Origin of the sequence: Phenylobacterium sp. LH3H17 (genome assembly GCF_024298925.1) — a bacterium.
GTDB lineage: Bacteria > Pseudomonadota > Alphaproteobacteria > Caulobacterales > Caulobacteraceae > Phenylobacterium.
Genome location: NZ_CP101283.1, coordinates 2,119,763 through 2,144,771, shown reverse-complemented (window position 1 = coordinate 2,144,771; position 25,009 = coordinate 2,119,763). Strand labels below are relative to the sequence as shown.

Genomic DNA, 25,009 nt, shown 5'->3' with positions numbered 1-25,009 from the left:
GTCCACAGGGTCCAGCGATCGGTCTGGGCGCGGGCTTGTTCACCGACCCATGCTGCGATGCGGCGAAAGCTAGGACCGGCGGGAAAGCTCGTGCTAAGACCGCGCGCGCGTCCTCGCGGCGCCGTCTCCAGCTCCAAGCCTCGAGTTTCGATGCCCGACCGTCCCGTCGTCACCCGTATCGCCCCCTCGCCCACCGGCGCGATGCACATAGGCACGGCCCGCACCGCGCTTTTCAACTGGCTATATGCACGCCATACGGGTGGAAAGTTCCTTCTTCGCATCGAGGACACCGATCGCGAGCGGTCCACGGAGGCCGCCGTCCAGGTGATCTTCGACGGCATGAAGTGGCTGGGCCTGGACGTGGACGCCGAGCCGGTGTTCCAGGCCGGCCGCGCCGACCGCCATGTCCTGGCCGCCCAGGACTTGCTGGCCAAGGGCCGCGCCTATCGCTGCTACATGAGCGTGGAAGAGACCGCAGCCGAGCGCGAGGTCGCCCGGGCCGAGGGCCGAGCCATCCGCTCGCCCTGGCGCGACGCCGACGCCAATTTCAACGACCGTCCATATGTGATCCGCTTCAAGGGTCCGCAGGACGGCGAGACTGTCGTCCATGACCGAGTGAAGGGCGACGTCTCCTTCAAGAACAAGGACCTGGACGACCTCATCCTGTTGCGCACGGACGGGAGCCCCACCTACAATCTCGCCGTGGTGGTCGACGACCATGAGATGGGGATCACCCACGTGATCCGCGGCGACGACCATCTCAACAACGCCGCGCGCCAGACCCTGATCTATCAGGCCCTGGACTGGGAGGTCCCTATCTGGGCGCACCTGCCGATGATCCACGGGCCCGACGGCTCCAAGCTCTCCAAGCGCCACGGCGCCCAGGCCGTGAGCGAATTCGACGACATGGGCTACCTGCCCGAAGCCATGCGCAATTACCTTGCGCGGCTGGGCTGGGGCCACGGCAACGACGAGATCTTCTCCGACGAGCAGGCCATTTCCTGGTTCGAGCTGGAGAACGTGGTCAGCGCTCCGGCCCGCCTGGACTGGGACAAGCTCAACCACCTGAACAACCACTACCTGCGGCTGGCGGCGATCGACCGTCTGGTCGATCTGGTGACACAGGTCCACAGGAGCCGCGATTTCCACCTGGCCGATGGCGACGCCGCGATCCTGGCGCGCACGATCCCGCTGGTTCGCGACGGCGCGAAGACCACCCTGGAGCTGGCCGACGCCACGGTCTTCGCCCTGAAGCGACGGCCGTTGGAACTGCCGGAGAAGATCCTGGGCCTGCTGACCGACGAGACCCGTGGACGCATGTCGCGGCTGCGCGACCACCTAGCCCAGCAGGACGCCTGGACGGTTCCCGACCTCGAGGCCGCCCTGCGCAGCTTCGCAGAGGCCGAGGGTGTGGGGCTGGGTAGGATCGGCCCTGCGCTGCGCGGCATGCTGTCGGGCGGAGCCCCGGCGCCTGACCTCGCGGGAGCCCTTGTAAGCCTCGGAAAAGAAGAAAGTTTAGCCCGCCTCGACGACGCGCTTTCACCGGCCGCGTAAGGCGCTATAAGGCACGCCGAACAGGCGTTTTATTTCATTGAAACCGCGGAAGGGGATGGCATGGGCGATACGGCGAAAGTGAGCTTTGACGGGAAAACCGTCGAGCTGCCGATCCTGAAAGGCACCGACGGCCCGGCGGTCGTGGATATCCGGAAGCTCTACGCCGAAGCCGACGTCTTCACCTACGATCCTGGCTTCACCTCGACCGCATCGTGCGAGAGCAAGATCACCTTCATCGACGGCGACGCGGGAATCCTCCTCCACCGCGGCTACCCGATCGACCAGCTGGCGGAGAAATCCAGCTTCCTGGAGGTCTGCTACCTGCTGCTGAACGGCGAGCTCCCGAACGCCAAGGAGTTCGAGAAGTTCAACCACAACATCACCTATCACACGATGCTGCATGAGCAGTTCGATAGGTTTTTCATGGGCTTCCGTCGGGATGCTCACCCGATGGCGATCATGGTCGGCGCCGTCGGCGCCCTCTCGGCCTTCTATCACGACAGCACCAATGTCGATGATCCCGAGCAGCGGATGATCTCGTCGCACCGGCTGATCGCCAAGATGCCGACGATCGCCGCCCGTGCCTTCAAGTACTTCCGTGGCCAGCCCTTTGTGCACCCCCGCAACGACCTCTCCTATTCGGAGAACTTCCTGCGCATGTGCTTCTCGGTGCCCGCAGAGGACTGGAAGCCCAATCCGGTCCTGACCCGCGCCATGGACCGCATCTTCATCCTGCACGCCGACCACGAGCAGAACGCGTCCACCTCGACCGTCCGCCTCGCCGGCTCGTCGGGCGCAAACCCGTTCGCCTGCATCGCGGCCGGCATCGCCTGCCTGTGGGGACCCAGCCATGGCGGCGCCAACGAAGAGGCGCTGAACATGCTCAAGGAGATCGGCACCGTCGATCGCATCCCCGAGTACGTTCAGGGCGTTAAGGACCGCCGCTACCGCCTGATGGGCTTCGGTCACCGGGTCTACAAGAACTACGACCCCCGCGCGACCGTGATGCAGAAGACCTGCCACGAGGTCCTCGCCGAGGTCGGCCTTCAGGACGACCCGCTGCTGAAGGTGGCGATGGAGCTGGAAAAGGTCGCGCTCAGCGATCCCTACTTCGTCGAGCGCAAGCTCTACCCGAACGTCGACTTCTACTCCGGCATCACCCTGCGCGCGCTCGGCTTCCCGCCCGAAATGTTCACGGTGCTGTTCGCCTTGGCCCGCACCGTGGGCTGGATCTCGCAGTGGAAGGAAATGATCGAGGACCCGTCGCAGAAGATCGGCCGTCCGCGGCAGATCTACACCGGCGCCCCCGCGCGCGATTACGTGGCCGTCGACAAGCGCTAGGCGCCATCGCCGCCAGGTTGCGCCACGACGCCATACGCCTATTGTGGAGACCCGGGCCGGGCGGTCCGGGTCATCATATGGAGCGCGTCATGACGATCATGGCCGTCTACCTGGTAAACGCCGCCACCAAGCAGAACTACGACGACATCAAGGACGCCATAGGCTGGGAAACCGCCCCGCCGGACGGCGCCCTGCTGCACTTCGTGGGCTTCGACAAGCAGGGCGCCTGCAGCGTCGAGCTGTGGGAATCCGAAGCGCAGTTCGAGGCCTATCGGCGCGACCGCTACGACCCCGCCTGCGAGCGGGCGGGCCTCGGTCGGCTCGAGGCACGGGTGCTTGAGGTGCATAACGCCGCCGCGGCGGGACCGGTCGAGACCTATATCCCGATCCTCGAGGCGGCGCGCCTAAGGCCGGGCGCGTCGATCGGCGAGCAGTTTGAGCACGGCGTCGGCGGCGGCCTCTGAGGGATCGGGGCCGTCACGTCCCATCTTGGCCAAGGCCTCATGCTGAGCCTCGATCTGGGCGTAGCGCATGCCTGGGAAGTCCAGCCGCTCGCCCACAGCGGCGGCAAGGGCCGGCCCGTTGCAGTCGTCCTGCACGAACTCCGGCGCGACGAAGTCCTGGGCGGCGATGTTGAACAGGGTGATCCAGGGCGAGCGCAGCAGCCGCTTCAGCACGAAGTGGGTGAAGTTGCCCAGCCGGTAGGCCACCACCATCGGCACCCCCGCCAGGGCCAGTTCCGTGGTCACGGTGCCGGAACAGGCCAACGCCACCGTGGCGGCCTTCATGGCGTCCAGCTTGGCGGCGTCGCCCTCCACCACATGCGCCCAGCCGCCGGCCTGGGCCTTCACGGCCTCGGCGACCGTGGACGCGGCGGGAATCACCACCTCCAGTTCGGGACGCTCCGCCTTCAGCAGCGCCACGGCCTCGGCGAAGGGCGGCAGGACCCGGGCGATCTCGCTGGGTCGGCTGCCAGGCACGACCAGCAGGACCGGCGCGTCGGGCGCAATGCCCAGGTCGTCGCGCAGCCGCGCCCCGTCGGCGTGGCTAAAGTCGACACTCAGCGCGGAATTGCCGACGAAGGTGACCGGCAGGCCCTCGGCCTCGAAATAGGGCGCATCGAATTTGTGGATTGAGAGCAGGTGGTCGACCCTGGCGGCCAGGGTCTTGGCCCGTCCAGGGCGGGTGGCCCAGACCTGGGGTCCGACATATTTCACCAGCGGCAGGTCAGGCCGGCGCTTCCGCAGTTGCTGGGCCACCCTCACGGTGAAGCCCCAGGAATCGATCAACACCACCACGTCGGGCCGCTCGCGCTCCGCCAGGGCCACGGTGTCGGCCACCCGCGCGACCACCTTGCGGTAGGCCAACAGGCCTTCCAGCAGGCCCAGGATCGAGAGTTGCGAGATGTCGAAGGGGCTCTCGACCCCCTGCGCCGCCATCTTCGAGCCGCCGACCCCGACGAAGCGGACGTCGCCGTCCAACCTCTCGCGCAGCGCCTGGGCCAGGCCCGCCCCGCGGTCGTCTCCGGAGGCCTCGGCGGCCACCAGCATGACGCAGAGGGGCTGGGTCACGGCGCGCCCGGAGGCTCCACGCCGACGATGAACAGGCCAAGCTCGTCGGCCATCTCGATCACGGCCTCGCGGTCCAGCACCAGCAGCCGGCCGGTCTCGCCCGCTATGCCCGCCAGTCCCGCCTCGGCGGCCCGTCTGATCGTGTTGAGGCCGATGGTGGGCAGGTCGATGCGGGTCTCCTGGATGGGCTTGGGAGCCTTGGCCAGGACCCCACGCGGCCTGTCGGGCGTGCCGCGGATGGCCGGCGGCAGCTTGGCCACCCGGCCCAGCATCGCGTCGGTGCCCTCCTGGGCCTCCACGGCCAGCACCAGGCCGTCGCAGACCACCGCCCCCTGCCCGACGTCCAGGCGGCCGATCTCGCGGGCCACGTGGAGGCCGCGCTGCACGTCGACCATCTGATCGGCGCTGGGGGCTATCTCGCCCAGCGGCCCGGCAGGCAGGGTCAGGTCACCCATGACCTCATGAGCGCCCTCGACGGCGAAGCCCTCTTTCTCGAACTCGCCGACCAGGGCGCGCAGCAAGGCGTCATCCCCCCTGCGCGCGGCTGCGATCACCGATGGGAGGGCCATCAGACCCCGCAGGTCGGGGGTCAGCGACTTGAAATCCGGCCGGTCGACATTGCCGACCAGGGTCACGGCGCGGCAACCGGCGCGCTTCAGCGCCTTGAAGCACTTGCCCAGCTCGGCGATGCCGATATCGGCGCCCGGGAACCGCGCGATCTCCGAGCCGGCGAAGCCCTTCAGCCGCACAATGAAGAAGGGCCGACCCGCCTGCTCGCAGTGTTCGGCGATCTCGACCGGGAGGGTCCCGCCGCCGGCGATCAATCCAAGTTTCTGCATAGGCGTCAGCCTAGACCTCGCGCTCGGGCAAGCACAGGGGGCGGCTGGCGTCGGCGCGGATGAAGTCGATGATCTCCATCACCTCGGGGCAGTCGGAATAGGTCTCCACCGTATCGTCCAGGCGCTCCTGGAAGGTGCCCTCGTCAGCGAACAGCAGCCGGTAGGCCGCGCGCATGGTGTTGATCGTCTCGCGGCTGAAGCCCCGGCGCTTGAGGCCGAGCAGGTTCAGCCCCTCCAGGTGGGCGTGGTTGCCCCAGACCGAGCCGTAGGGGATCACGTCCTTCACCACGGCCGCGAGGCCACCGATCATGGCATGGCGCCCGACACGGATGCGTTGGTGCACCGCCGCCAGCCCGCCGATGATCACGAAGTCGCCGATCTCGCAGTGGCCGCCCAGGGTCGCCTGCTTGGTGAGGATCACATTGTCCCCGACCATGCAGTCGTGGCCGACGTGGCATTCGATCATATAGAGGCCGTCGGACCCGACCTGGGTCAGGCCGCCGCCGCCCACCGTGCCGGTGTTCATCGTGGCGTGCTCGCGGATCAGATTGCGGTCGCCGATGACCAGCCGGGTGGGCTCGCCCTGATAGGCCGTGTGCTGCGGCGGACCGCCCAGAACGGCGAAGGGATGGACCACGTTGTCGGCGCCCAGCTCGGTATGGCCGTCGATCACCACATGGGAGAGCAGCTTGGTGCCCGCGCCCAGCCGGACGTTCGGACCGACGATGCTGAAGGGCCCGACGGAAACGCCGTCGGCGAGCTCGGCCTTGGCGTCGACGATGGCCGTGGGATGGACTTCGATGCTCACGGGGTCTCCACCAGCATGGCCGCGAACTCCGCCTCGGCCGCCGTCTTGTCGCCCACCAGGGCCTTGCCTTCGAATTTGAACAGGCCACCGCGCGCGCGAACCACGCGAACATTCATGCGCAGCACGTCGCCGGGCCGCACCGGGTGGCGGAAGCGGCAATTGTCGAGGGATGTGAACAGGATGGTCTTGCCTGCCCGGTCGACGTTCAGCGACTTCGACATCAGCACCGCGCCGGTCTGGGCCATGGCCTCGACGATCAGCACGCCGGGCATGACCGCGTAGTCCGGGAAGTGTCCCTGGAAGAACGGCTCATTGATCGTCACGCACTTGATGCCGACGATGGATTCGCTCTGACGATATTCCTCCGCCCGGTCGACCAGCAGGAACGGATAGCGATGCGGGATGCGTAACAGGATCTCGGAGATGTCGATGGAGGTCTGCGCCTCGACGACGGGGGCCTCGCTCATTTGTCCGATCCTTTGCGAACGCCCGCCGACTTCGAGAGCCAGGCGACTTCGCGCATCCATTTCCGAATGGGCTGGGCCGGAACCCCGCCCCAGGTCTCGCCCGCCGGCACGTTGCGGAACAGGCCCGCGGCCGCTGCGATCTGCGCGCGGTCGCCGATGCTGATGTGGTCCGCCACCCCTGCCCGGCCGCCGAAGGCGACGCCGTCGCCGATCGTGACGCTGCCGGAGATGCCCGTATAGGCCGCCATCACGCAGTTTCGTCCCACGCGTACGTTGTGTGCGATATGCACCAGGTTGTCGATCTTGGTGTTCTCGCCCACCACGGTGTCTTCAAAAGCCCCGCGGTCAACGCAACTATTGGCGCCGATTGTAACGCCGTCCTGCAGGATCACGCGTCCAAGCTGGGGCACGTCGATGACGCCCTGCGCCGCGCCCGTGGCGCCGAAGCCAGGCTCGCCGATCCGGGCTCCGGCCAGGATGCTCACCCGGTCGCCCAGCAGGGCGAAGCCGATGCTGGCGTTTGCGCCAATGACGCAGTCTCGGCCGATGGCCACGCCAGGGCCGATCACCGCATTGGCGCCGATCACGGTTCCCCGACCGACGCGTGCGCCCGGCCCGATCACCACGCCGGGGGACAGGGTCAACCCGTCCTCCAGCATGGCCTCGCGCGACACGGCCTCCGCCCCGGTGTGGCGACGCGGACGATGCAGGCGGTTGGCGGCCGCGGCGTAGGCGGCGTGCGGCATCGCGGTGATAAGGGCGGCGCACCCCTCGGGAACCAGGTCCGCGTTGCCGGCGGACACGAAGACACCGATCGGCCGGCTCTGGGCCAGGGCCTCGGCATATTTGCGGTCGGTGAGGAAGGTGACCGTGTCCGGCTGGGCCTGCGCCAGGACCGCCACGGCGCGGACCGAGCGTTCGCCCTCCGCGGCGTCAGCCAGCTTGGCGCCCGTCACCTCGGCCAGTTCGGCCAGGGTGACGGGTCCAAGGTCTTCAAAGAAACGCGGATCGGGCATCGAAATCCTTCGGCTCGACCCGGGTCTAGCGCGAGTCGGCCTACCGGCGGGGCGGCGTGGCCGGAGTTTGCGCGCCAGCCGCCGCCTGGTCCAGGCGCTCGCGGTCGAAGTTGAACTGGGTGATCTTGGCGTTGAGCGCCGTCACCACCGGACCGGAGATGTCCATGGCCGGGTTGGCGATGACCACGGCGTCGCGGGTCAGCAGCAGGCTGCATTGGCGCTGCTGGTAGACCTGGCGGATGATCGGGTCCAGCTCCTGGCCGACGCGGCCAAGGGCCTTTTGCTGGGTGGCCTGCAGCTCGCGCTCGCGCAGTTGAGCCTTGCGCTGGAAGGCGTTGGCCTTGACCTGCAGGGCCGAGGCGCGGGTTTCGAACGTATTCTGGTCGAGGGTGGCGCGCTGGCCTTCCAGGGTCTTGGCTTCGTTCTGGATGGCGGTGTCCTCGGCCTTCAGCTCGGCCTGAACCTGGGTGGCGATCTGCTGCAGGCGGGTCTGGACGTACTTGCCCACGGTCGAGGAGCCGATGGACCCTTCGAGCGAGATGATGCAGTGGCCCGGGAGCGCCGGTCCGTGGGTGACCGCAGCCGCGGCCGCGGCGGCAGGCGCCGGAGCGGCTGCCTGGGCGAATGCGGCGCTGGATGCGGACGCGGCGATGGCGGCGACACAGGTCGCCGCGACGAGGGCTTTGATCGTCATGAGTGGAATTAGAACCTGGTTGAGGTGGAAAACCGGAAGGTTTCGGTCTTGTCGTAGTTCTCTTTGGCCAAAACTTGGCTGAAGTCGAAACGAATTGGTCCCATCGGGGACCGCCAGTGGACCGAAAGACCGGCCGAGGCGCGCAGCGACAGGTCATCGACGATCGCCGGGTCGCGCGTTCCTGGCGGGTACGGCAGGTTGGTGACCGGGTTGATGGCGCCCGGCTGGTAGTTCTTGTCGGCGTCGTCCAGCAGGCCCAGCGTGCCGAAATCGGCGAACAGCCCGGCCTTGATGCCGTACTGCTCGGGCAGGCCAGTGGGTATGGCCAGCTCCACCGTGCCGATTGCGTAGGCCCGGCCGCCGAGGGCGTCGGAACGGCTGAAGTTGGTGTCGCGCGGCCCGATGCCGGCGGTCTCGAAGCCGCGGAAGTTGTTGCCGCCCTTGTAGAAGCGGTCGTTGATCCGGATCGTGTCGCCGCTGAAGCCGGCGATGAAGCCCGCCGAGCCGGAGACGTTGAGGATGAAGTCCTTGTTGAATCCATGCCACCAGCCGCCGGTCGCCTCGGTGCGGATGTAATTCACGTCGCCGCCGACTCCGGCGAAGTCCTGCGAGACGTCGAAGCGGAAGCCGCGGGTCGGATTGATCGGGTCGTTCCGACGATCATAGAGATAGGTATAGCCCACCAGCGAGGTGATGAACTTGCCGCGCTGGGCGCAGAGGGACAGCGAGACCACCTGGGCCGTACACAGCGAACTGTCGATATCGACTTCGTCGCTGCGCAGGGTGTAGCGGGTCGACATCCGGGAGGCGACCGTCAGCGGGAACGCGAAGCGGACATTGCTGCCGATGGTGTTGGTCTCGTAGGCCGAGAACTCCGAGTAATCGAGCCGATAGGCGTAGAGATCGAAGCCCGCGCCCAGGTCGCGTCCGAGGAAGCGCGGCTCGGTGAAGCCGAAGTCGATCTGCTGGCGCAGCGAACCGACCGAGACCCGGGCGCGCACGCTCTGGCCGCGGCCGCGGAAGTTCCGTTCGGTGATGCCCAGGTCGAGCACGAGTTGGTCGACCGACGAATAGCCGGCGCTGAACGACAGCTCGCCCGTGGGCTGCTCCTCGACCTTCACCTGCAAGCCCGTGCGATCGGGCGCCGAACCCGGAACCTCCTCGATATCGACTTCCTTGAAGAAGCCGAGCGCGCGGATGTTGTTCTTCGACCGGTCCACCAGGGCGCGGTTGTAGGCGTCGCCCTCCACCAGGTTCAGCTCGCGCCGGATCACATAGTCCAGGGTGCGGGTGTTGCCGGTGACGTCGATGCGCTCGACATAGACCCGCGGCCCCTCGCGGACCTGGAAGACCACGTCGACCGTATTGGTTTCCTTGTTGGCCGTGTAACGCGGACGCACGTCGACCGCGGCGAAACCCGCCGCGCCGGCTGCGAAGGTCAAGGCGTCGGTGGCCTGCTCGATCCGTTCGTCCTGGTAGGTCTCGCCGGACCGGATCGGCACGAGCTGCTGCAGGACGTTCTTGTCCAGCTTCTGGAGTTCTGTCTCGACGGTGATCTTGCCGAACCGGTACTCGACGCCCTCCTCGAGGGTGTAGGTGATCGCAAAGCCGTTCTTGTCCGGGGCCAGTTCGGCGATCGCCGAGATCACGCGGAAGTCGTAGAAGCCGCGGTTGCGATAGTGCTTGCGCAGCTGCTCCTTGTCGTACTCCAGGCGGTCCGGGTCGTAGTTGGCGTTCGACGAGAAGAACTTGAACCAGCTGGTCTGCTCGGTGACGACCACGTCGCGCAGGTCGTTGTCCGAGAATTCCTTGTTGCCCAGGAAGTTGACGCGCAGGACGCCACTCTTGGGCCCCTCGTCGATCTCGAAGATCAGGTCGACGCGCTTTTGCGGCAGCTCGACGATCTTTGGCGTGACGGTGGCCGAGATCCGACCGGACCGGCGGTAGAGCTCGACGATACGCTGGACGTCCTGCTGGACCTTGGCGCGGGTGAAGATGCCGCGCGGGCGCACCGTCACCTCATCGCGCAGCTTCTCTTCCTTCAGGCCGGAATTGCCCTCGAACACCACCTTGTTGATGATCGGGTTCTCGACGACCGTGACGATCATGTCGCCGCCCTGCAGCTCGACCTTCACGTCGGCGAACAGGTCGGTTCGGAACAGGGCCTTCAGCGCCAGGTCGGCCTTGGCCGGATCGAGGGTCTCGCCCGGCTGGATCGGCAGGTAGGAGAGCACCGTCGACTGCTCGATCCGCTCGTTGCCGCGGACGATGATCCGCTGGACCACACCGGCCTGCTGGGCCGCCTGGGCGGCGGCGAGCGTCGGGACGACAAGCGCGGTCGAGCCCATCAAGAGGGCAAGTCCGGAGGCGAGCGCGGCGCTGTGAGCGCGGGTTCTTTGCATCGTTTAAGCCGTTAGCGGAAAAGGGCGGGTCAGGAGAAGACGCCGCCGAGGATTTTGAACACACGCAGCTGTTGCAGATCGTTCCAGGTGGCGAACAACATCAATCCCAGCAACAGCGCAAGACCCACCCGGTAGCCCGCGGCCTGGACATTCGCGGCGACGGGACGCCGGGCCACGGCCTCGTAGGCGTAGAAGAGCAGGTGTCCGCCGTCCAAGACGGGGACGGGCAACAGATTCATGAAGCCGATGCTCACCGAGACGAAGGCCGCCAGCTGCAGCAGGTTGACGGCGCTGCCCAGCAACATTTCGCCGGGACTCGAGGCGCCTTCAGCGCCGGCCTGGGCCACTTTCCCAGAGATTCGGGCGATTCCCAGCGGGCCGCTGAGCTGATCGGCCGAGACCTGACCGGTCACCATGCGGCCGAGATAGTAGACGGTCGTACCCAGGGTGTCCCAGGTTCGCTCCACCCCGCCGCCGACGGCCTGAACGGGGTTGTAGCGGACGCGGATGAAGTCGCTGGCCTTCTGGGCTGGGGCGAAGCCCAACACGCCGACCCTCCGCTCGCCCGAGATCGGATCCTTGCGGATCTGCCATTCCGGCGTGGCGTTCAGGGTGAGTTCTCGGCCGCCACGGTTCACCACAAGGGGGGTAAGCACATTGGCGCGGACCTGGATGATGGTGGCGAGCTGGTCGAAGGTCTTGATGCGGGTTCCGGCGGCAGCCACCACCAGGTCGCCCGGCAGGAGGCCCGCACGCGCCGCCGGGCTGCCCGGCTGGACGCTGGCCACCTTGGCCGGCAGCACCTGCGCGCCGTAGGCCATCAGCAGACCGGCGAACAGCAGGATGGCCAGGAGGAAATTGGCGAGGGGGCCGGCGGCCACGACAATGGCCCTCTGCCACAGCGGCTTGAAGTGGAAGTAGCGGTGGATGGCGCCAGGGCCCTCGCGGCGCTCGACGTCCCGCCGCAGGCTTTCAAGGCTCTCGTGATCGGGCAGGCTGGCGGCGTTCTCATCGCCAGAGAAGCGCACATAGCCGCCGAGCGGGATCCAGCCGACCCGCCATTCGACGCCCGACTTGTCCTTCCAGACCGCCAGGGCCTTGCCGAAACCGATGGAGAACCGGTCGATGGCCACGCCGAAGCTTTTGGCCGCCAGGAAATGCCCCAGCTCGTGGATCGTCACCACAAGCCCCAGCACCAGCAGGAAGGAGATTACGAAGGTCAGAGAGGTAAGGGTGAAATCGACCACGGCGGCGGTGCTCCTCTAAGGCCTCAACGGCCCAGACCGGCCACGACGTCGTCCGCCACGCGGCGCGCCGTCGCATCGATGTGCCGGGCCCGCTCCAGGGCGTCCCCCGAGAGACCCGCCATGAGCCCCTGCCCGTCCACGCGTTGCAGGGTCCTCGCCACCGTGGCGGCAATATCCAGAAAGCCAATCTTTCGGTCAAGGAAGGCGGCCACTGCGACCTCGTTGGCGGCGTTCATCACCGCGGGCGCGGCCCCACCGGCCGCCAATGCTTCTTTCGCGATCTTCAAGGCGGGAAAACGGCGCAGGTCCGGTTCTTCGAAAGTTAGTTGTCCCGCGGCCGCCAAGTCCAGCTTGGGCGCCGGCCACGGCAGGCGATCGGGCCAGGCGAAGGCGCAGGCGATCGGCGTGCGCATATCCGGCGGTCCCAGCTGCGCCAGGGTCGAGCCGTCGGCGTATTCCACCAGGCTGTGGATGATCGATTGCGGGTGGATCAACACGTCGACCCGCTCCGCCGGCATGGCGAACAGATAGGCCGCCTCGATCATCTCGAGGCCCTTGTTCATCATGGTCGCTGAATCGACAGATATCTTGACGCCCATGTCCCACTTCGGGTGGGCCACGGCCTGTTCCGGCGTCGCGTGCTCCATTTGGCCGATCGACCAGGAGAGGAACGGGCCACCCGAGGCGGTGAGGATCAACCGCGTCACGTGCTGGGCGTTCATCGGGTCCAGCACCTGGAAGATCGCCGAGTGCTCGGAGTCGACCGGGATCACCGCCCCGCCCGCCAGCTTGGCGGTACGCAGCAGCGACGGGCCCGCGCAGACCAGGCTCTCCTTGTTGGCCAGGGCCACGACCGCCCCCGCCTTGGCCGCCGAGAGGGTCGGCGGCAGGCCAGCGAACCCCACGATCGCCGACATGACCCACTGGGCGTCGGCGGCAGCGGCCTCGGCCACGGCGCTGGCGCCGGCGGCGGCCTCGATTCCCGAGCCCTTCAACCGCTCGCGCAATTCTCCGAGCCGGGTCTCATCCTCGATCACCGCCAGTTTCGGGCGCCACCGCAGGGCCTGTTGCGCCAGGCGTTCGACGTTGCGCCCTGCGGTCAGGGCGACGAATTCGACCTCGGCCCCGGCCTTGTCGAACAGGTCAAGGGTCGAGACCCCGACCGAGCCGGTGGAGCCCAACACGCTGACACGCCGCGGCAAGGTCAATTCGCCCACCCCAGATGGTTGATGAGCCGCGCGGCGGCCAGGACGACCGCGGCGAACATCAGGCCGTCGACCCGGTCCAGCAGCCCGCCGTGGCCCGGAATCAGGTCACCGGAATCCTTCACCCCGAACCGGCGTTTCAACATCGATTCCCAAAGATCCCCCGCCATGGTGGCCAGGCCCGCCACGAACCCGATCAAGGCGCCGGCCTGCAGGCTGAGCACGATGTCGCTGAAGGCGGCCATCGCCATGCCGGCCAGGGCCGCGGCGATCAGGCCGCCGATAAAGCCCGACCAGGTCTTGTTGGGCGAGAACCGCGGCCACAGCTTGGGGCCCTTGAGCGCGCTTCCGACCGCGAAGGCCGCGATGTCGGCCGTCCAGACGACGGCGAACAGCAGCAGGGTCCACTGCCGGCCCTCGGGCATGCCACGCAGCCAGACCAGGCAGATCATCGGGATGGCGAGGTAGACCACGCCATAGGCCGCGTTGCCCGGTCGTTCCGAGACGCCTCGCGCAACCAGGGCCGAGGCCGCGGCGCCAACCGCCAGGGCTCCCCAGGCGTAGGTCATCTGGCCGAGATAGGCCAGGAAGGTCCCGGCCAGGATCGCCACCATCAGCGCCGCAGACACACGGATCGGCGCCTTGGGGGCCGTCATCGCGCCCCACTCGATGCAGAGCAGTGCGATCGCCACCGCGATCAGGACCAGGAATAGCCAGCGCACATCGTCGGCGAACCAGACGGCTCCCAGCGCCGTGGGCACCAGCACGGCGGCCGACGCCACGCGCATGCCCAGATTGGTCCAGTCGAACCTTCTAGCCTGTGGCAAGGACATCATCGGCCACGGCCCCGCCGTATCGCCGCTCACGCTTCTGGAACTCCGCGATGCCCTCGGCGAGGTGATGCGGCGTGAAGTCGGGCCAAAGGACGTCAGGGAAGACGAACTCGGAATAGGCTGACTCCCAGAGGAGGAAGTTCGACAGCCGCTGCTCGCCGCTGGTGCGGATCACCAGGTCGGGCGACGGCAGTCCGCCTGTGGAGAGGCGGTCCTCGAAGAAGGCGTCGGTGATGTCCTCCGGGGCGATCCTGCCCGCCGCGACTTCGACGGCGACGGCGCGGGCGGCGTCCACGATGTCAGCGCGGCCGCCATAGTTGAACGCCACCTGGAGAAAGAACTTGTCGTTGTGGGCTGTCTGGCGCTCGGCGCGCTCGACGATCTCCGCCACGTCCGGCGGCAGGCCTTCGCGGCGGCCCAGGATGCGGACCTTGACGCCCTCCCGGACCAGCTTATCGAGGTCAGAGTTCACGTAGAGCTTCAGGAGCCGCATGACCTCGGCCACCTCACCGGCCGGTCGGCGCCAGTTCTCCGTGGAAAAGGCGTAGAGAGTCAGCCAGCGGATGCCCTGGTCGGGCGCGGCCTCGACCACACGGCGGATGGCGTCGACGCCCTTGGGATGGCCCACCTGGCGCGGCAAGCCCCGGCGCTTAGCCCAACGGCCGTTGCCATCCATGACGATCGCAACATGCAGCGGGACGTCGGGCGCGCCCTTCGGCTGCTCTTTATCGGCGATGGTCATGGGGTTCCCGTTCGTCCTTCAACCAGACCGCGGACGATCAAACCTGCATGATCTCTTGTTCTTTGGTTTTCAAGGCTTCGTCCACCCTCTTGACCGCCTCGTCGGTGAACTTCTGGACCTCGGCCTCCATCTTGCGATGCTCGTCCTGGCTGATGGCGCCGTCCTTTTCCGCCTTCTTGAGGTCGTCATTGGCGTCCCGACGGACGTTGCGAACGGCCACCTTCTGCTGCTCGGCATACTTGCCGGCCAGCTTGGCCAGGTCACGGCGGCGCTCCTCTGTGAGCGGCGGGATGGGGATGCGCAGGTTCATCCCGTCGACCACCGGATTGAAGCCGAGGCCCGCATTCCGGATCGCCTTCTCCACCGAGACGACCAAGGCCTTGTCCCAGATGCTGACGCTGATCGAGCGCGGTTCGGGGACGCTCACCGAGCCCACCTGGTTGATCGGCACGCTTGAGCCGTAGGCGTCGACCATGACCTGGTCCAGCAGGCCGGCCGAGGCGCGTCCAGTCCGCAGCGAGGCGAACTCGTCCTTCAGGGCGAGGATCGCCTTGTCCATGCGGTCCTTATAGCTCGAAAGGACGGGCTTTTCGGTAGCGGCCATAAGGGTTTCTCCCGATCTTCTCGTTTGAGTCTCGTGGTCATGCGATGGTCGTGAAGACGCCCTGCCCCTGCAAGACCTTCATGAAATTGCCCCGCTCTCGGATGGAGAACACCACGATCGGGACGTTGTTGTCGCGCATCAGGGCGATGGCCGAGGCGTCCATGACCCGCAGGTCCTTGGCCAGGACTTCCTGATAGCTGAGCGTCTCGTAGCGCTGGGCGCTGGGGTCCTTCTTGGGATCGGCCGTGTAGACCCCATCGACGCTGGTGCCCTTGAAGAGCGCGTCGCAGCCCATCTCGGCTGTCCGCAGGGCCGCGGGTGTGTCGGTGGTGAAGAACGGCGCCCCCAGGCCCGCGGCGAAGATCACAACCCGGCCCTTTTCCAGGTGCCGCAGGGCGCGGCGACGGATGTAAGGCTCGCAGACCGCCTCCATGGGGATGGCCGACTGCACCCGGGTATAGACGCCGACCTTCTCAAGGGCGCCTTGCAGGGCGAGCGCATTCATCACCGTGGCCAGCATGCCCATATAGTCGGCGCTGGCGCGGTCCATGCCCTTCCCGGCCAGGGAGACGCCGCGGAAGATGTTGCCGCCGCCGACCACCAGGCAGAGCTCGACGCCGGCGTCGACCACTTCCTTGATGTCCTCGGCCACCGCCTCGATGGTCTTGGTGTCGATCCCGAAGAGCGCATCGCCCATCAGGACCTCGCCCGACATCTTCAAGAGGATCTTCTTGTAGCGGGGCTTGGCGTCGGGCATCGGCGGCATCCGGAGAATCTCAGGCGGTACTTACATAAACCAAGGGCGTGGTGCGCGTCGAACGCACCACGCCCTTGGGCCGTCTTTATCTTACTAACCTAGGCTTGGCCGGTCATCGAAGCCACTTCGGCGGCGAAGTCGTCGACCTTCTTCTCCACGCCCTCGCCGAGCGCGAAACGCACGAAGCCCTTCACGGACACCGGCGAGCCGGTTTCCTTGGCGGTGTCGGCCAGCAGCTGCTCGATGGTCTGGTCCGGGTTCATGACGAAGGGTTGCTTCAGCAGCACCACTTCTTCCTGCCACTTGCGGATACGGCCTTCGATCATCTTCTCGACCACTCCGATAGGCTTGCCCGATTCCAGCGCCTGGTCGGTCAGGAACTTCTTTTCCTTCTCGACGGCGGCCGGATCGAGATCGGCCTCGGTGAGCGCCAGCGGCGGGGTCGGCGTGCCGGCCACGTGCAGAGCGATCTTGCGGCCGACATCCTTCAGCACCTGCTGGTCGCCGGCGCCTTCGAGGGCCACGAGCACCCCCAGCTTGCCGACGCCATCGCCCTGCGCATTGTGCAGGTAGAGGGCGACGGCGCCTTGGGCCACGCTCAGACGCGCCGAGCGGCGCAGGCGCATGTTCTCGCCGATGGTCGCGATCATATTGGTGATCACGTCGGCGACGACCTCGCCCTTCGCGGTCTTGGCCGCCGTGATGGCGTCCACGCCCTCGACGTCCAGGGCCACCACAGCGAAGTCGCGCGCGGCGCTCTGGAAGGTGTCGTTCTTGGACACGAAGTCGGTCTCGGCGTTCAGCTCGACCAGCACGCCGGTCTTGCCGTCGTCGCTGAGCTTGCCGGCCACGAGGCCCTCGGCCGCGGCGCGGTCGGACTTCTTGGCGGCCTTGGACAGGCCCTTGGTGCGCAGCCAGTCGATCGAGGCTTCGATGTCGCCGTCGTTCTCCTGCAGCGCCTTCTTGCAGTCCATCATGCCCGCGCCGGATTTCTCGCGCAGGTCCTTGACGAGCAGAGCGGTGATTTCCGCCATGGTCAGCTCCTTCAATTCAAAGAGGTCGGCGAGGCCCGTCTAGGACCTCGCCGTGATCGTTTCGTGTCGACGGGCGCGCGGAGGCGCGCCGCCGGCCTAGTCCTTCGTCGCGGTCGGTTCAGCCGCCGGGGCTTCCGCCGCGGTGGTCTCCGGTTCGGTCGCTACCGGCTCGGGAACCGGCTCAGCGGCGACCGGCGCGGCGGCGACGGGCTCGGGAGCCGCCGCGACCGGGGCCACGGGCTCGGGCGACAGTTCACGGGCCAGGGTCGGCTCGATCGGAGCCACCGAGGCGCCCAGGTCGACGCCGGCGGCCGATTGGCCGGCGGCCAGGCCGTCGAGGACCGAGTCGGCCATCAGATCGCAGTAGAGCTGGATGGCGCGCGCGGCGTCATCGTTGCCCGGGATCGGATAGGTGATGCCGTCCGGATTGCAGTTGGTATCGAGGATGGCGATGACCGGGATGTTGAGCTTGCGGGCTTCCTGGATCGCGATCGCTTCCTTGTTGGTGTCGATCACGAACATCAGGTCGGGGATGCCGCCCATGTCCTTGATACCGCCGAGGCTCAGCTCCAGCTTGTCCCGCTCGCGGGTCATCTGCAGCAGTTCCTTCTTGGAACGGCCGACGCTGCCGTCGCCCTCTAGCAGGCCTTCCAGCTCGCGCAGGCGGGCGATGGAGCCCGAAACGGTGCGCCAGTTGGTGAGCGTGCCGCCGAGCCAGCGGTGGTTGACGTAGTACTGGGCCGAACGCTTGGCCGCGACCGCGACGGGCTCGGAGGCCTGGCGCTTGGTGCCGACGAACAGCACGCGGCCGCCGGACGCGGCGACTTCGCGAACTTTCACCAGGGCCTGGTGCAGCAGCGGGATCGACTGCGAAAGGTCGATGATGTGGATGTTCGACCGCGAGCCGAAGATGTAGCGGTCCATCTTCGGATTCCAGCGGTGGGTCTGGTGGCCGAAGTGCGCGCCAGCTTCCAGGAGCTGACGCATGGAGAATTCAGGAAGCGCCATACGCTTTAAAGTCCTTTTTCCGGTTAACCGCCGCAGGCAAACCCCCCGAGTGGGGGACCGGAATGGATATGGCGGGATGTCTCCCCGCTCATCGCCAAACACCTGCGTGTGGAATGAGGCGGGGAAATAGGGGTAAACGCCTGAAAAGGCAAGAGCCGCGGCCATGCGATGTTATGTCGTGACCCGCGGCGCCCACGGCCGCGTGCTGGTGATGGCCTCTGACGTCGAGGAGACGCGCTACACCCTGCGGATGCCGGCGGCCTTGCAGCGCCGAAACGCTCGTTCTTGAAAGCTTCACCATTTCGATGCACTCTTAGGTGGAATGGGAGCGCGACATGAAACCATTTGTAGTGTTCGGCATGGGCCTGGCGGTCTTCGCCGCGGGCGGTTTCGGTTCCTCGGGCGGGACGCTCAAAAGCCAGCCCGGGACCTTCGGTGACTATCGCGCGCCGGCCCCGGCACGCTTCGACGCCCCTGGCGCCGCAGCGCCCAAGCCCTACTCACCTCCCCGTGCCGCTCCGGCGCCCGCACCGTTCCGGCCCTATCAGGGGACCTCGACCTATTCCAACCGCGGCGGGGTGAACGCCTATCCCGCCGCGCCCAAGCCCAAGGGTTATGTCAGCCCCTACGGAAAACCCTGACCGCCTATTGGTGGACGGCTTCGAGCCGATGACCGTCCGGATCCATGACGAAAGCTGCGTAATAGGTCGGGCTGTAAGCGCGTCGCAGGCCCGGCGCGCCGCGATCGGTTCCGCCGGCGGCCAGAGCGGCGGCATGGAAGGCGTCAACCGACGCCTGGTCCGGCGCATCGAAGGCCAGGTGGAATCCAGGACCGGGCGGGCGAGCGTCGGCATGGGGAAACAGGTTGAGCTTCTCGCCCTCCCCCGGACGGCCGTAGCCCAGGCCCTTGGGATCGTCCCATAGCCGGATCCAGCCAAGCGGGAGCAGGACTGCGTCATAGAACACCCCGGCTCGGGCCAGGTCCTTCACCCCAAAGGACACATGGCCCAGCAAGGCCCTAGAGGTCCTCGACGAAGACCACGCCGGGCGAGGTCTTCAGCGCACCGCGCACGGCCCCGTCAAGGGTGAAGCGGCCGGGCAGCTTGACCTCCACCTCGCGGCCCCCCTCGACCCCAGCCACCAGGATGATCTCGCCGCCTCGGGCGTTGACCGAGCCTTCCAACCGCTTCTTCAGCGCCTCGATCTCGGCGCTCCGCGGCGCCAGGTGCACGCGCAGGCCGGCCACGGCGTTCTCGATCGCCTTCTCCACCGGCTCGGCGTCGTCCCCGAAGAAGCGCACCTCGCCGTCCTTGGCCTTGGCGCGGACCTTGATGGCCACTGCCTTGCCAGGCTCCAGCAGGTCGCGACACCTGCGCAGAGCCTCTGGCGGGAACAGCACCTCGTATTCGCCGGTGGGATCGGACAGGGTCACGAAGGCGAACTTCTCGCCCGAGGATTGCGAGGCCCGTTCCTGCTTGCGGCGGACGACACCGGCCATGCGGAAGGCCTCCGATCCCGCCTCGGCCTTGGGAATGACGTCGGCCAGCAGGTCGGTGCGCCGGCGCCGAAGCGCCTCGACCATGTCGTCCAGCGGGTGGCCGGAGAGATAGAAGCCGACGGCGGCCAGTTCCTCATCCAGGCGCTGGACCGGGGTCCACTGCTCAACCTTGGGCAGGCGTGGGCGCTGGGCCTCCTGGTCGCCGCCGAACAGCGAAGCCTGGGAAGAGGCGCGATCGGCGGCCATGCTCTGGCCGTGGCCGGCCAGCACGTCGGCCGCGGCCAGGATCTGGGCGCGGTTGGGATGCAGGCCGTCGAAGGCGCCGGCGCGAGCCAGTGTCTCGAACGCGCGCTTGTTCACCTGCTTGGGATCGACCCGCTCGACGAAATCGAACAGGTCGCGGAACGGCCCGCCTTCCCGACGCACCGCCACCACATGCTCCATGGCCTGCAGGCCCAGATTGCGGATCCCGCCCAGCGCATAGAGCACCTCCCCGTCTTCCACTTCGAAGTCGGCGCCCGAGCGGTTCACATCGGGGGCATGCATCTTCACCCCGAAGCGCTTGGCGTCCTGGTAGAAGACCGCGAGCTTTTCGGTGTTGGAGATGTCGAGGCTCATGGAGGCGGCGAAGAACTCCGCCGGCGTATTGGCCTTCAACCAGGCCGTCTGATAGCCGATCAGGGCGTAGGGCGCGGCATGCGACTTGTTGAAGCCGTAGCCCGAGAACTTGGCCATCAGCTCGAACAGGGTCTCAGCCAGGTCCTTGGGCACGCCGCGCTCGGCGGCTCCGGTGGCGAAACGGACCCGCTGCTGGTCCATTTCCTCCTTCTTCTTCTTGCCCATGGCGCGCCGCAGCAGATCGGCCTCTCCCAGGCTGTAGCCCGCCATGATGCGGGCGATGTTCATCACCTGCTCCTGGTAGACGATCACCCCGTAGGTGTCGGTCAGCACCGGCTCCAGCAGGGGGTGATAGACGTTCAGCGGCTTGCGGCCGGCCTTACAGTCCACATAGGCCGGGATTGAATCCATCGGGCCCGGCCGATAGAGCGAGATCAGCGCCGTGACCTCTTCCAGCGAATTGGGCCGAAGCTGGCGCAGCGTGTCGCGCATGCCCTGCCCTTCCAGCTGGAACACCCCGACTGTCTGGCCCGAGGCCATCAGCTCATAGGACTTGGCGTCGTCCAACGGCAGCTGCTCGAGCGGGAAGTCCGCACCGCGCTTGGCCAGATGCTTCATGGCCCGGTCGATCACGGTCAGCGTTTTCAGGCCCAGGAAGTCGAACTTCACCAGGCCCGCGCTCTCGACCCACTTCATGTTGAACTGGGTGGCGGGGAACTCCGACCTCGGGTCGCGGTAGAGCGGCGACAACTCAGTCAGAGGGCGGTCGGCGATCACCACGCCTGCGGCGTGGGTCGAGGCGTTGCGGTAGAGGCCTTCGAGCTGCAGGGCCACGTCGAGAAGCTGGGCGACGGCTTCGTCTTCCTCCTTGGCCTGCTGCAGGCGCGGCTCGATCTCGATGGCCTTGGCCAGGGTCACCGGATTGGCGGGGTTGGCGGGCACCATCTTGGCCAGCCGGTCCACCTGGCCCAGGGGAAGCTGCAGCACCCGGCCCACATCGCGAAGCACCGCGCGGGCCTGCAGGGTGCCGAAGGTGATGATCTGGGCGACGCGATCGCGGCCATAGTGCTGCTGCACATAGCCGATCACCTCTTCGCGCCGCTCCTGGCAGAAGTCGATATCGAAGTCGGGCATGGAGACCCGCTCGGGGTTCAGGAACCGTTCGAAGATCAGCCCGTAGCGGATCGGGTCCAGGCCGGTGATCAGCAGCGACCAGGCCACCAGCGAACCGGCCCCGGAGCCCCGCCCAGGCCCCACCGGAATGCCCTGGGCCACGGCCCATTTCATGAAGTCCGAAACGATCAGGAAGTAGCCGGAGAAGCCCATGGACTGGATGACGCCAATCTCGCGCTCCAGCCGCTGCCAGTAGACGTCCTCGTCCTGCGAGAGCTTGTGGCCGACCAGGCGCCTGCGCAGGCCCTCGCGGGCCTGTTCGGCCAGTTCCTCGGCCTCGGTGCGCCCGCCCACCGTGGGGAACCGCGGCAGGATCGGGTCGCGCTTCTTGACCATGAAGGCGCAGCGCCGGGCGATGTCGAGGGTGTTGTCGCAAGCCTCCGGCAGGTCGGCGAACAGGGCCCGCATGGTCTCGGCGGTCTTGAAATAATGCTCGGGCGTGACCCGGCGGCGCTCTTCCTGACTGATGAAGGCGCCGTCGGCGATGCACAGCAGCGCCTCGTGGGCGGCGTACATCTCCTGCTTGGCGAAATAGACGTCGTTGGTGGCGACCAACGGCAGGTCGTTCTCATAGGCGAAGGCCACCAGTTCCGGCTCCGCGGCCGCCTGGGCCGCCATGCCGTGACGCTGGAGCTCCACATAGAACCGGTCGCCGAACACCGCCGCCATCTCGGCGAGCGCAGCCTTGCCTTCGGCGGCCTTGCCCTGAGCGAACAGCGGATCGATCGGACCATCGACGCCGCCCGAGAGCAGGATCAGACCCTCGGCATGGCGCGCAACCATCTCCCAGGACACCGAAACGTCCTCGGTCCCGTCGGCCTGCAGATAGGCGGCCGAGGAAAGCTCGCTGAGATTTAGATAGCCCCGCTCGCTCTGGGCCAGCAGCAGGATGGTGGGGACCTTCGACCAGCGGTCGGTCTGGCCGCCCCCAATTCCGGTCACCGGCAGTGCGCAACCGACGATCGGCTGGACGCCCGTCTCCTTGGTGATGACGGAGAACTCCAACGCCCCGAACAGGTTGGCCCGGTCGGTCAGGGCCACGGCCGGCATCTCGGCCTTGGCGGCGAGCTCGCCGATCTTCTCGGCCTTGATCGCGCCTTCCAGCAACGAATAGGCCGATCGGACCCGCAGGTGGACGAAGCCTTCGTTCACCGCGTCGCTCACCTGGAAACCCCCGTCTGCTAGGCCGCCAACTGGGCCACGGCGCACATCATCCAGACAAACCCCGCCACCGACACAAAGGCCAGTGATTCCCGAGCCAAACGAACCATTTGCGACGCCCCCTCTGTGGATGTTCTGTGAATGTTCTTATTCTTGTTTTGTTCTCATCCGTCAAGAGGGCAATTCAGGTCTCACTCCACTCATCGCCAACTAAGCGCGGTGATCGGGTGTGGCGGGAGCCCCTATGCTCTCGTCTGCTCTTCCAGCTTGCCGTCCTTCAGCGCCACCACCCGGTCCATGTGGCGGGCGAGCTCAAGGTTGTGGGTGGCGACCAAGGCCGCGACCCCGGTCTTGCGCGCCAGGTCGTAGAGGCTCTCGAACACCGCCGCGGAGGTGGCGGGGTCGAGGTTCCCGGTGGGCTCGTCGGCCAGCAGGAGGCGCGGCGCGTTGGCGAGCGCCCGGGCGATGGCCACCCGCTGCTGTTCGCCGCCCGACATCTGGGCCGGCTGGTGATCGACCCGCTCGGCCAGGCCCAGGGTGGTCAGGAGCTCCAGCGCGCGCGCGCGCGCGGCCTTGCGCGAACGCCCGGCGATCATCTGTGGCAGGGCGACGTTGTCGAGCGCGGTGAACTCGGCCAGGAGATGGTGCGCCTGGTAGACGAAGCCGATCGCGGCCAGGCGGACCCGGGTGCGCTGGCGGTCGCTGAGGTCGGAACAGTCGCGGCCCTCGATATGGATCTCGCCGGCGTCGGGATGCTCCAGCAGGCCCGCGGCGTGCAGCAGCGAGGACTTGCCCGAACCCGACGGCCCGATCAGGCCGACGATCTCGCCCGGTTTCACGTCGAGCGCGGCGCCGTCCAGCACCACAAGAGTACGGTCGCCGCTCTTGTAGGTGCGGCGCAGGCCGCGGATGGAGAGGACAGGCTCACTCATAGCGGAGCGCCTCCACCGGATCGAGGCGCGAGGCGCGCCAGGCGGGCGGCAAGGTCGCCAGGAACGACATGGCCAAGGCCCAGAAGGTGATCACGCCGACCTCCCGCCAGTCGATCTTGGCCGGGATGCGGCTGAGGAAATAGATGTCCGAGGAGAAGACCTGGGCGCCGGTGACCCACTCCACCGCCTGCTGGATCTCGCCGATGAAGATGCAGAAAAGGGAGCCGATCACCAGGCCGGCCAGGGTGCCCAGCACCCCCACCGCCGCGCCGGCCATGAAGAAGATGCGCAGGATCGACCCCTGCCCGGCGCCCATGGTCCGCAGGATGGCGATGTCGCGGCCCTTGTTCTTCACCAGCATCACCAGGCCCGAGATGATGTTCATGGCCGCGATGGCGACCAGCATCATCAGGATCAGCCGCATGACGTTGCGCTCGACCTTGAGCGCCCCCCAGTAGGACGCGTTCTTCTCGGTCCAGTCCGTGAGCAGCGCCGCGGGGCCGGCGACCTTGGCCAGGTCGGGCTTCATGGCCACGGACTCGTCGGGGTCTTCCAGCTTGATCTCGACATAGTCGATCCCGGTCTCACGTCCGAAGAACAGCTGGGCCTGTTCCAGGGGCATGTAGATGAAGGTCTGGTCGTACTCGCTCATGCCGACGGTGAAGGTGCCGGCCACCGTGTAGGTCTTGCGCAAGGGCGTGCCGCCGAAGGCCGTGGCGCCGCCGACCGGCGAAACCAGGCTGAGCGCGTCGCCGGGCTGGACGCCTAGGGCCTGGGCCAGGCGGTCGCCCACCAGGATCAGGTCGCCGCCATACTCGCCCTCGCCGAAGCCGGCCATGGAGCCGCGAGTGATGTTGTCGGAGACCAGCCTGGTGGCCTTGAGGTCCCTGGGCGTGATGCCGCGCACGATGGCGCCGCTGATCTGGCCATTGCCCAGCGCCATGGCCTGGGCCTCGACCACCGGAGTCACCTGGATCACCCCGGGCATCTGGCCGATACGCGCGATCATGGCGTCCCGGTCGGGAGAGTTCAGCACCCCGCCCGCGACGTAGAGATGGCCGGAAAAACCGAGGATCCGCGACAGCAGTTCGGTGCGGAAGCCGTTCATCACGCTCATGACGATGATCAGCACCGCCACGGCCAGCATGATGCCGACGAAGGAGATGATGGAGATCAGCGCCACCCCGCCCTGGCTGCGCTTGGCGCGCAGGTAGCGCGTGGCCACGGCGCGCTCCCACTGGCCGAAGGGCGGCGCGCGGCCGTTGGTGCTGGCGGTCATGCTCATAAGTCGGAATCGCCCCGTCGAGCTCGTTCAACGGCCCTGTTAGCCATTGGTTCGCCAGCTAGGCAATGAAAGGCGCGAAAAGAAGGCCGCCCAGGGAGGTGGGCGGCCTTCAGTCGTCGGGGAAAACGCCACGGCAGTTCCGGAGAGCCGCTCGTGCCTGTGACCATGGATAGCCGCGATCGCGGCGGCCGGCGCGGGGCGTGGCTCCCGTCAAGGAAGG

Annotated in this window: 24 protein-coding genes; 4 read left to right on the top strand and 20 right to left on the bottom strand. The window is 67.2% G+C overall.

The annotated features are described in order from the left end of the window. The first annotated feature begins 150 nt into the window (after positions 1-150). The 3 genes from gltX (at position 151) to M9M90_RS10575 (ending at position 3,359) form a co-directional block, all read left to right on the top strand. On the top strand, positions 151-1,554 hold the full coding sequence (gltX, locus tag M9M90_RS10585; protein ID WP_254833207.1) for a glutamate--tRNA ligase: 1,404 nt from the start codon (positions 151-153) through the stop codon (positions 1,552-1,554). Positions 1,555-1,614: 60 nt separating this feature from the next. Further along, the gene (gltA, locus tag M9M90_RS10580) at positions 1,615-2,895 is read left to right on the top strand and encodes a citrate synthase (RefSeq protein WP_254833206.1); all 1,281 of its coding nucleotides are present in this window, start codon (positions 1,615-1,617) and stop codon (positions 2,893-2,895) included. Between the two features lie 89 nt (positions 2,896-2,984). Beyond that, the gene (locus M9M90_RS10575; protein ID WP_254833205.1) at positions 2,985-3,359 is read left to right on the top strand and encodes a hypothetical protein; all 375 of its coding nucleotides are present in this window, start codon (positions 2,985-2,987) and stop codon (positions 3,357-3,359) included. On the opposite strand, the gene lpxB is transcribed toward M9M90_RS10575, so the two are convergent. The 15 genes from lpxB to rpsB form a co-directional block, all read right to left on the bottom strand. Further along, positions 3,300-4,466 carry a lipid-A-disaccharide synthase gene (lpxB, locus tag M9M90_RS10570; protein WP_254833204.1) on the bottom strand — a complete coding sequence of 389 codons (1,167 nt, stop codon included), beginning with the start codon at positions 4,464-4,466 and terminating at the stop codon, positions 3,300-3,302. The genes M9M90_RS10575 and lpxB overlap by 60 nt on opposite strands. Beyond that, positions 4,463-5,305 (bottom strand): LpxI family protein, encoded by an 843-nt coding sequence (locus M9M90_RS10565; RefSeq protein WP_254833203.1) that lies wholly within the window; start codon positions 5,303-5,305, stop codon positions 4,463-4,465. Before M9M90_RS10565 ends, lpxB begins: the two co-directional genes overlap by 4 nt. Positions 5,306-5,315: 10 nt before the next feature. Beyond that, positions 5,316-6,107: an acyl-ACP--UDP-N-acetylglucosamine O-acyltransferase gene (gene lpxA, locus M9M90_RS10560; protein ID WP_254837105.1), complete on the bottom strand. Its 792-nt coding sequence runs from the start codon at positions 6,105-6,107 to the stop codon at positions 5,316-5,318. Positions 6,108-6,109: 2 nt separating this feature from the next. Continuing rightward, a complete protein-coding gene (fabZ, locus tag M9M90_RS10555) occupies positions 6,110-6,580 on the bottom strand; it encodes a 3-hydroxyacyl-ACP dehydratase FabZ (protein WP_254833202.1) in 471 nt (156 codons plus the stop codon). Continuing rightward, positions 6,577-7,596, bottom strand: coding sequence for a UDP-3-O-(3-hydroxymyristoyl)glucosamine N-acyltransferase (gene lpxD, locus M9M90_RS10550; RefSeq protein ID WP_254833201.1), 1,020 nt, complete (start codon positions 7,594-7,596; stop codon positions 6,577-6,579). Before lpxD ends, fabZ begins: the two co-directional genes overlap by 4 nt. Before the next feature lie 40 nt (positions 7,597-7,636). Beyond that, a complete protein-coding gene (locus M9M90_RS10545; protein WP_254833200.1) occupies positions 7,637-8,290 on the bottom strand; it encodes an OmpH family outer membrane protein in 654 nt (217 codons plus the stop codon). An 8-nt stretch (positions 8,291-8,298) separates the two neighbouring features. Beyond that, the gene (gene bamA / locus M9M90_RS10540) at positions 8,299-10,692 is read right to left on the bottom strand and encodes an outer membrane protein assembly factor BamA (RefSeq protein WP_254833199.1); all 2,394 of its coding nucleotides are present in this window, start codon (positions 10,690-10,692) and stop codon (positions 8,299-8,301) included. A 29-nt stretch (positions 10,693-10,721) separates the two neighbouring features. After that, on the bottom strand, positions 10,722-11,939 hold the full coding sequence (gene rseP, locus M9M90_RS10535) for an RIP metalloprotease RseP (RefSeq protein ID WP_254833198.1): 1,218 nt from the start codon (positions 11,937-11,939) through the stop codon (positions 10,722-10,724). A gap of 23 nt (positions 11,940-11,962) precedes the next feature. Beyond that, positions 11,963-13,156 carry a 1-deoxy-D-xylulose-5-phosphate reductoisomerase gene (gene dxr, locus M9M90_RS10530; RefSeq protein ID WP_254833197.1) on the bottom strand — a complete coding sequence of 398 codons (1,194 nt, stop codon included), beginning with the start codon at positions 13,154-13,156 and terminating at the stop codon, positions 11,963-11,965. Then, positions 13,144-14,010 carry a phosphatidate cytidylyltransferase gene (locus M9M90_RS10525; RefSeq protein WP_371876840.1) on the bottom strand — a complete coding sequence of 289 codons (867 nt, stop codon included), beginning with the start codon at positions 14,008-14,010 and terminating at the stop codon, positions 13,144-13,146. Before M9M90_RS10525 ends, dxr begins: the two co-directional genes overlap by 13 nt. Continuing rightward, positions 13,958-14,719 (bottom strand): isoprenyl transferase, encoded by a 762-nt coding sequence (locus tag M9M90_RS10520; RefSeq protein ID WP_254833196.1) that lies wholly within the window; start codon positions 14,717-14,719, stop codon positions 13,958-13,960. Before M9M90_RS10520 ends, M9M90_RS10525 begins: the two co-directional genes overlap by 53 nt. A 37-nt stretch (positions 14,720-14,756) precedes the next feature. Further along, complete coding sequence (gene frr / locus M9M90_RS10515) at positions 14,757-15,323, bottom strand: ribosome recycling factor (RefSeq protein WP_254833195.1); 567 nt, start codon at positions 15,321-15,323, stop codon at positions 14,757-14,759. A gap of 37 nt (positions 15,324-15,360) precedes the next feature. Further along, positions 15,361-16,080, bottom strand: a complete 720-nt coding sequence (gene pyrH, locus M9M90_RS10510; protein WP_254833194.1) for a UMP kinase — start codon at positions 16,078-16,080, stop codon at positions 15,361-15,363. 98 nt (positions 16,081-16,178) lie between these two features. Beyond that, positions 16,179-17,114, bottom strand: a complete 936-nt coding sequence (tsf, locus tag M9M90_RS10505) for a translation elongation factor Ts (RefSeq protein ID WP_254833193.1) — start codon at positions 17,112-17,114, stop codon at positions 16,179-16,181. Positions 17,115-17,210: 96 nt separating this feature from the next. Further along, the gene (gene rpsB, locus M9M90_RS10500; protein WP_254833192.1) at positions 17,211-18,122 is read right to left on the bottom strand and encodes a 30S ribosomal protein S2; all 912 of its coding nucleotides are present in this window, start codon (positions 18,120-18,122) and stop codon (positions 17,211-17,213) included. Positions 18,123-18,457: 335 nt separating this feature from the next. Between rpsB and M9M90_RS10495 the strand changes: the two genes are divergently transcribed. Beyond that, a complete protein-coding gene (locus M9M90_RS10495) occupies positions 18,458-18,763 on the top strand; it encodes a hypothetical protein (RefSeq protein ID WP_254833191.1) in 306 nt (101 codons plus the stop codon). 4 nt (positions 18,764-18,767) lie between these two features. On the opposite strand, the gene M9M90_RS10490 is transcribed toward M9M90_RS10495, so the two are convergent. The 5 genes from M9M90_RS10490 to M9M90_RS10475 form a co-directional block, all read right to left on the bottom strand. Beyond that, positions 18,768-19,136: a VOC family protein gene (locus tag M9M90_RS10490; RefSeq protein ID WP_254833190.1), complete on the bottom strand. Its 369-nt coding sequence runs from the start codon at positions 19,134-19,136 to the stop codon at positions 18,768-18,770. A 4-nt stretch (positions 19,137-19,140) separates the two neighbouring features. Continuing rightward, on the bottom strand, positions 19,141-22,575 hold the full coding sequence (gene dnaE, locus M9M90_RS10485) for a DNA polymerase III subunit alpha (protein WP_254833189.1): 3,435 nt from the start codon (positions 22,573-22,575) through the stop codon (positions 19,141-19,143). 17 nt (positions 22,576-22,592) lie between these two features. Next, complete coding sequence (gene sidA, locus M9M90_RS21290; RefSeq protein ID WP_082531887.1) at positions 22,593-22,682, bottom strand: cell division inhibitor SidA; 90 nt, start codon at positions 22,680-22,682, stop codon at positions 22,593-22,595. A gap of 132 nt (positions 22,683-22,814) precedes the next feature. Further along, positions 22,815-23,504, bottom strand: coding sequence for an ABC transporter ATP-binding protein (locus tag M9M90_RS10480; RefSeq protein WP_254833188.1), 690 nt, complete (start codon positions 23,502-23,504; stop codon positions 22,815-22,817). Beyond that, positions 23,497-24,789 (bottom strand): lipoprotein-releasing ABC transporter permease subunit, encoded by a 1,293-nt coding sequence (locus M9M90_RS10475; protein WP_254833187.1) that lies wholly within the window; start codon positions 24,787-24,789, stop codon positions 23,497-23,499. The genes M9M90_RS10480 and M9M90_RS10475 overlap by 8 nt, the downstream gene beginning before the upstream one ends. Between the last annotated feature and the right edge of the window lie 220 nt (positions 24,790-25,009).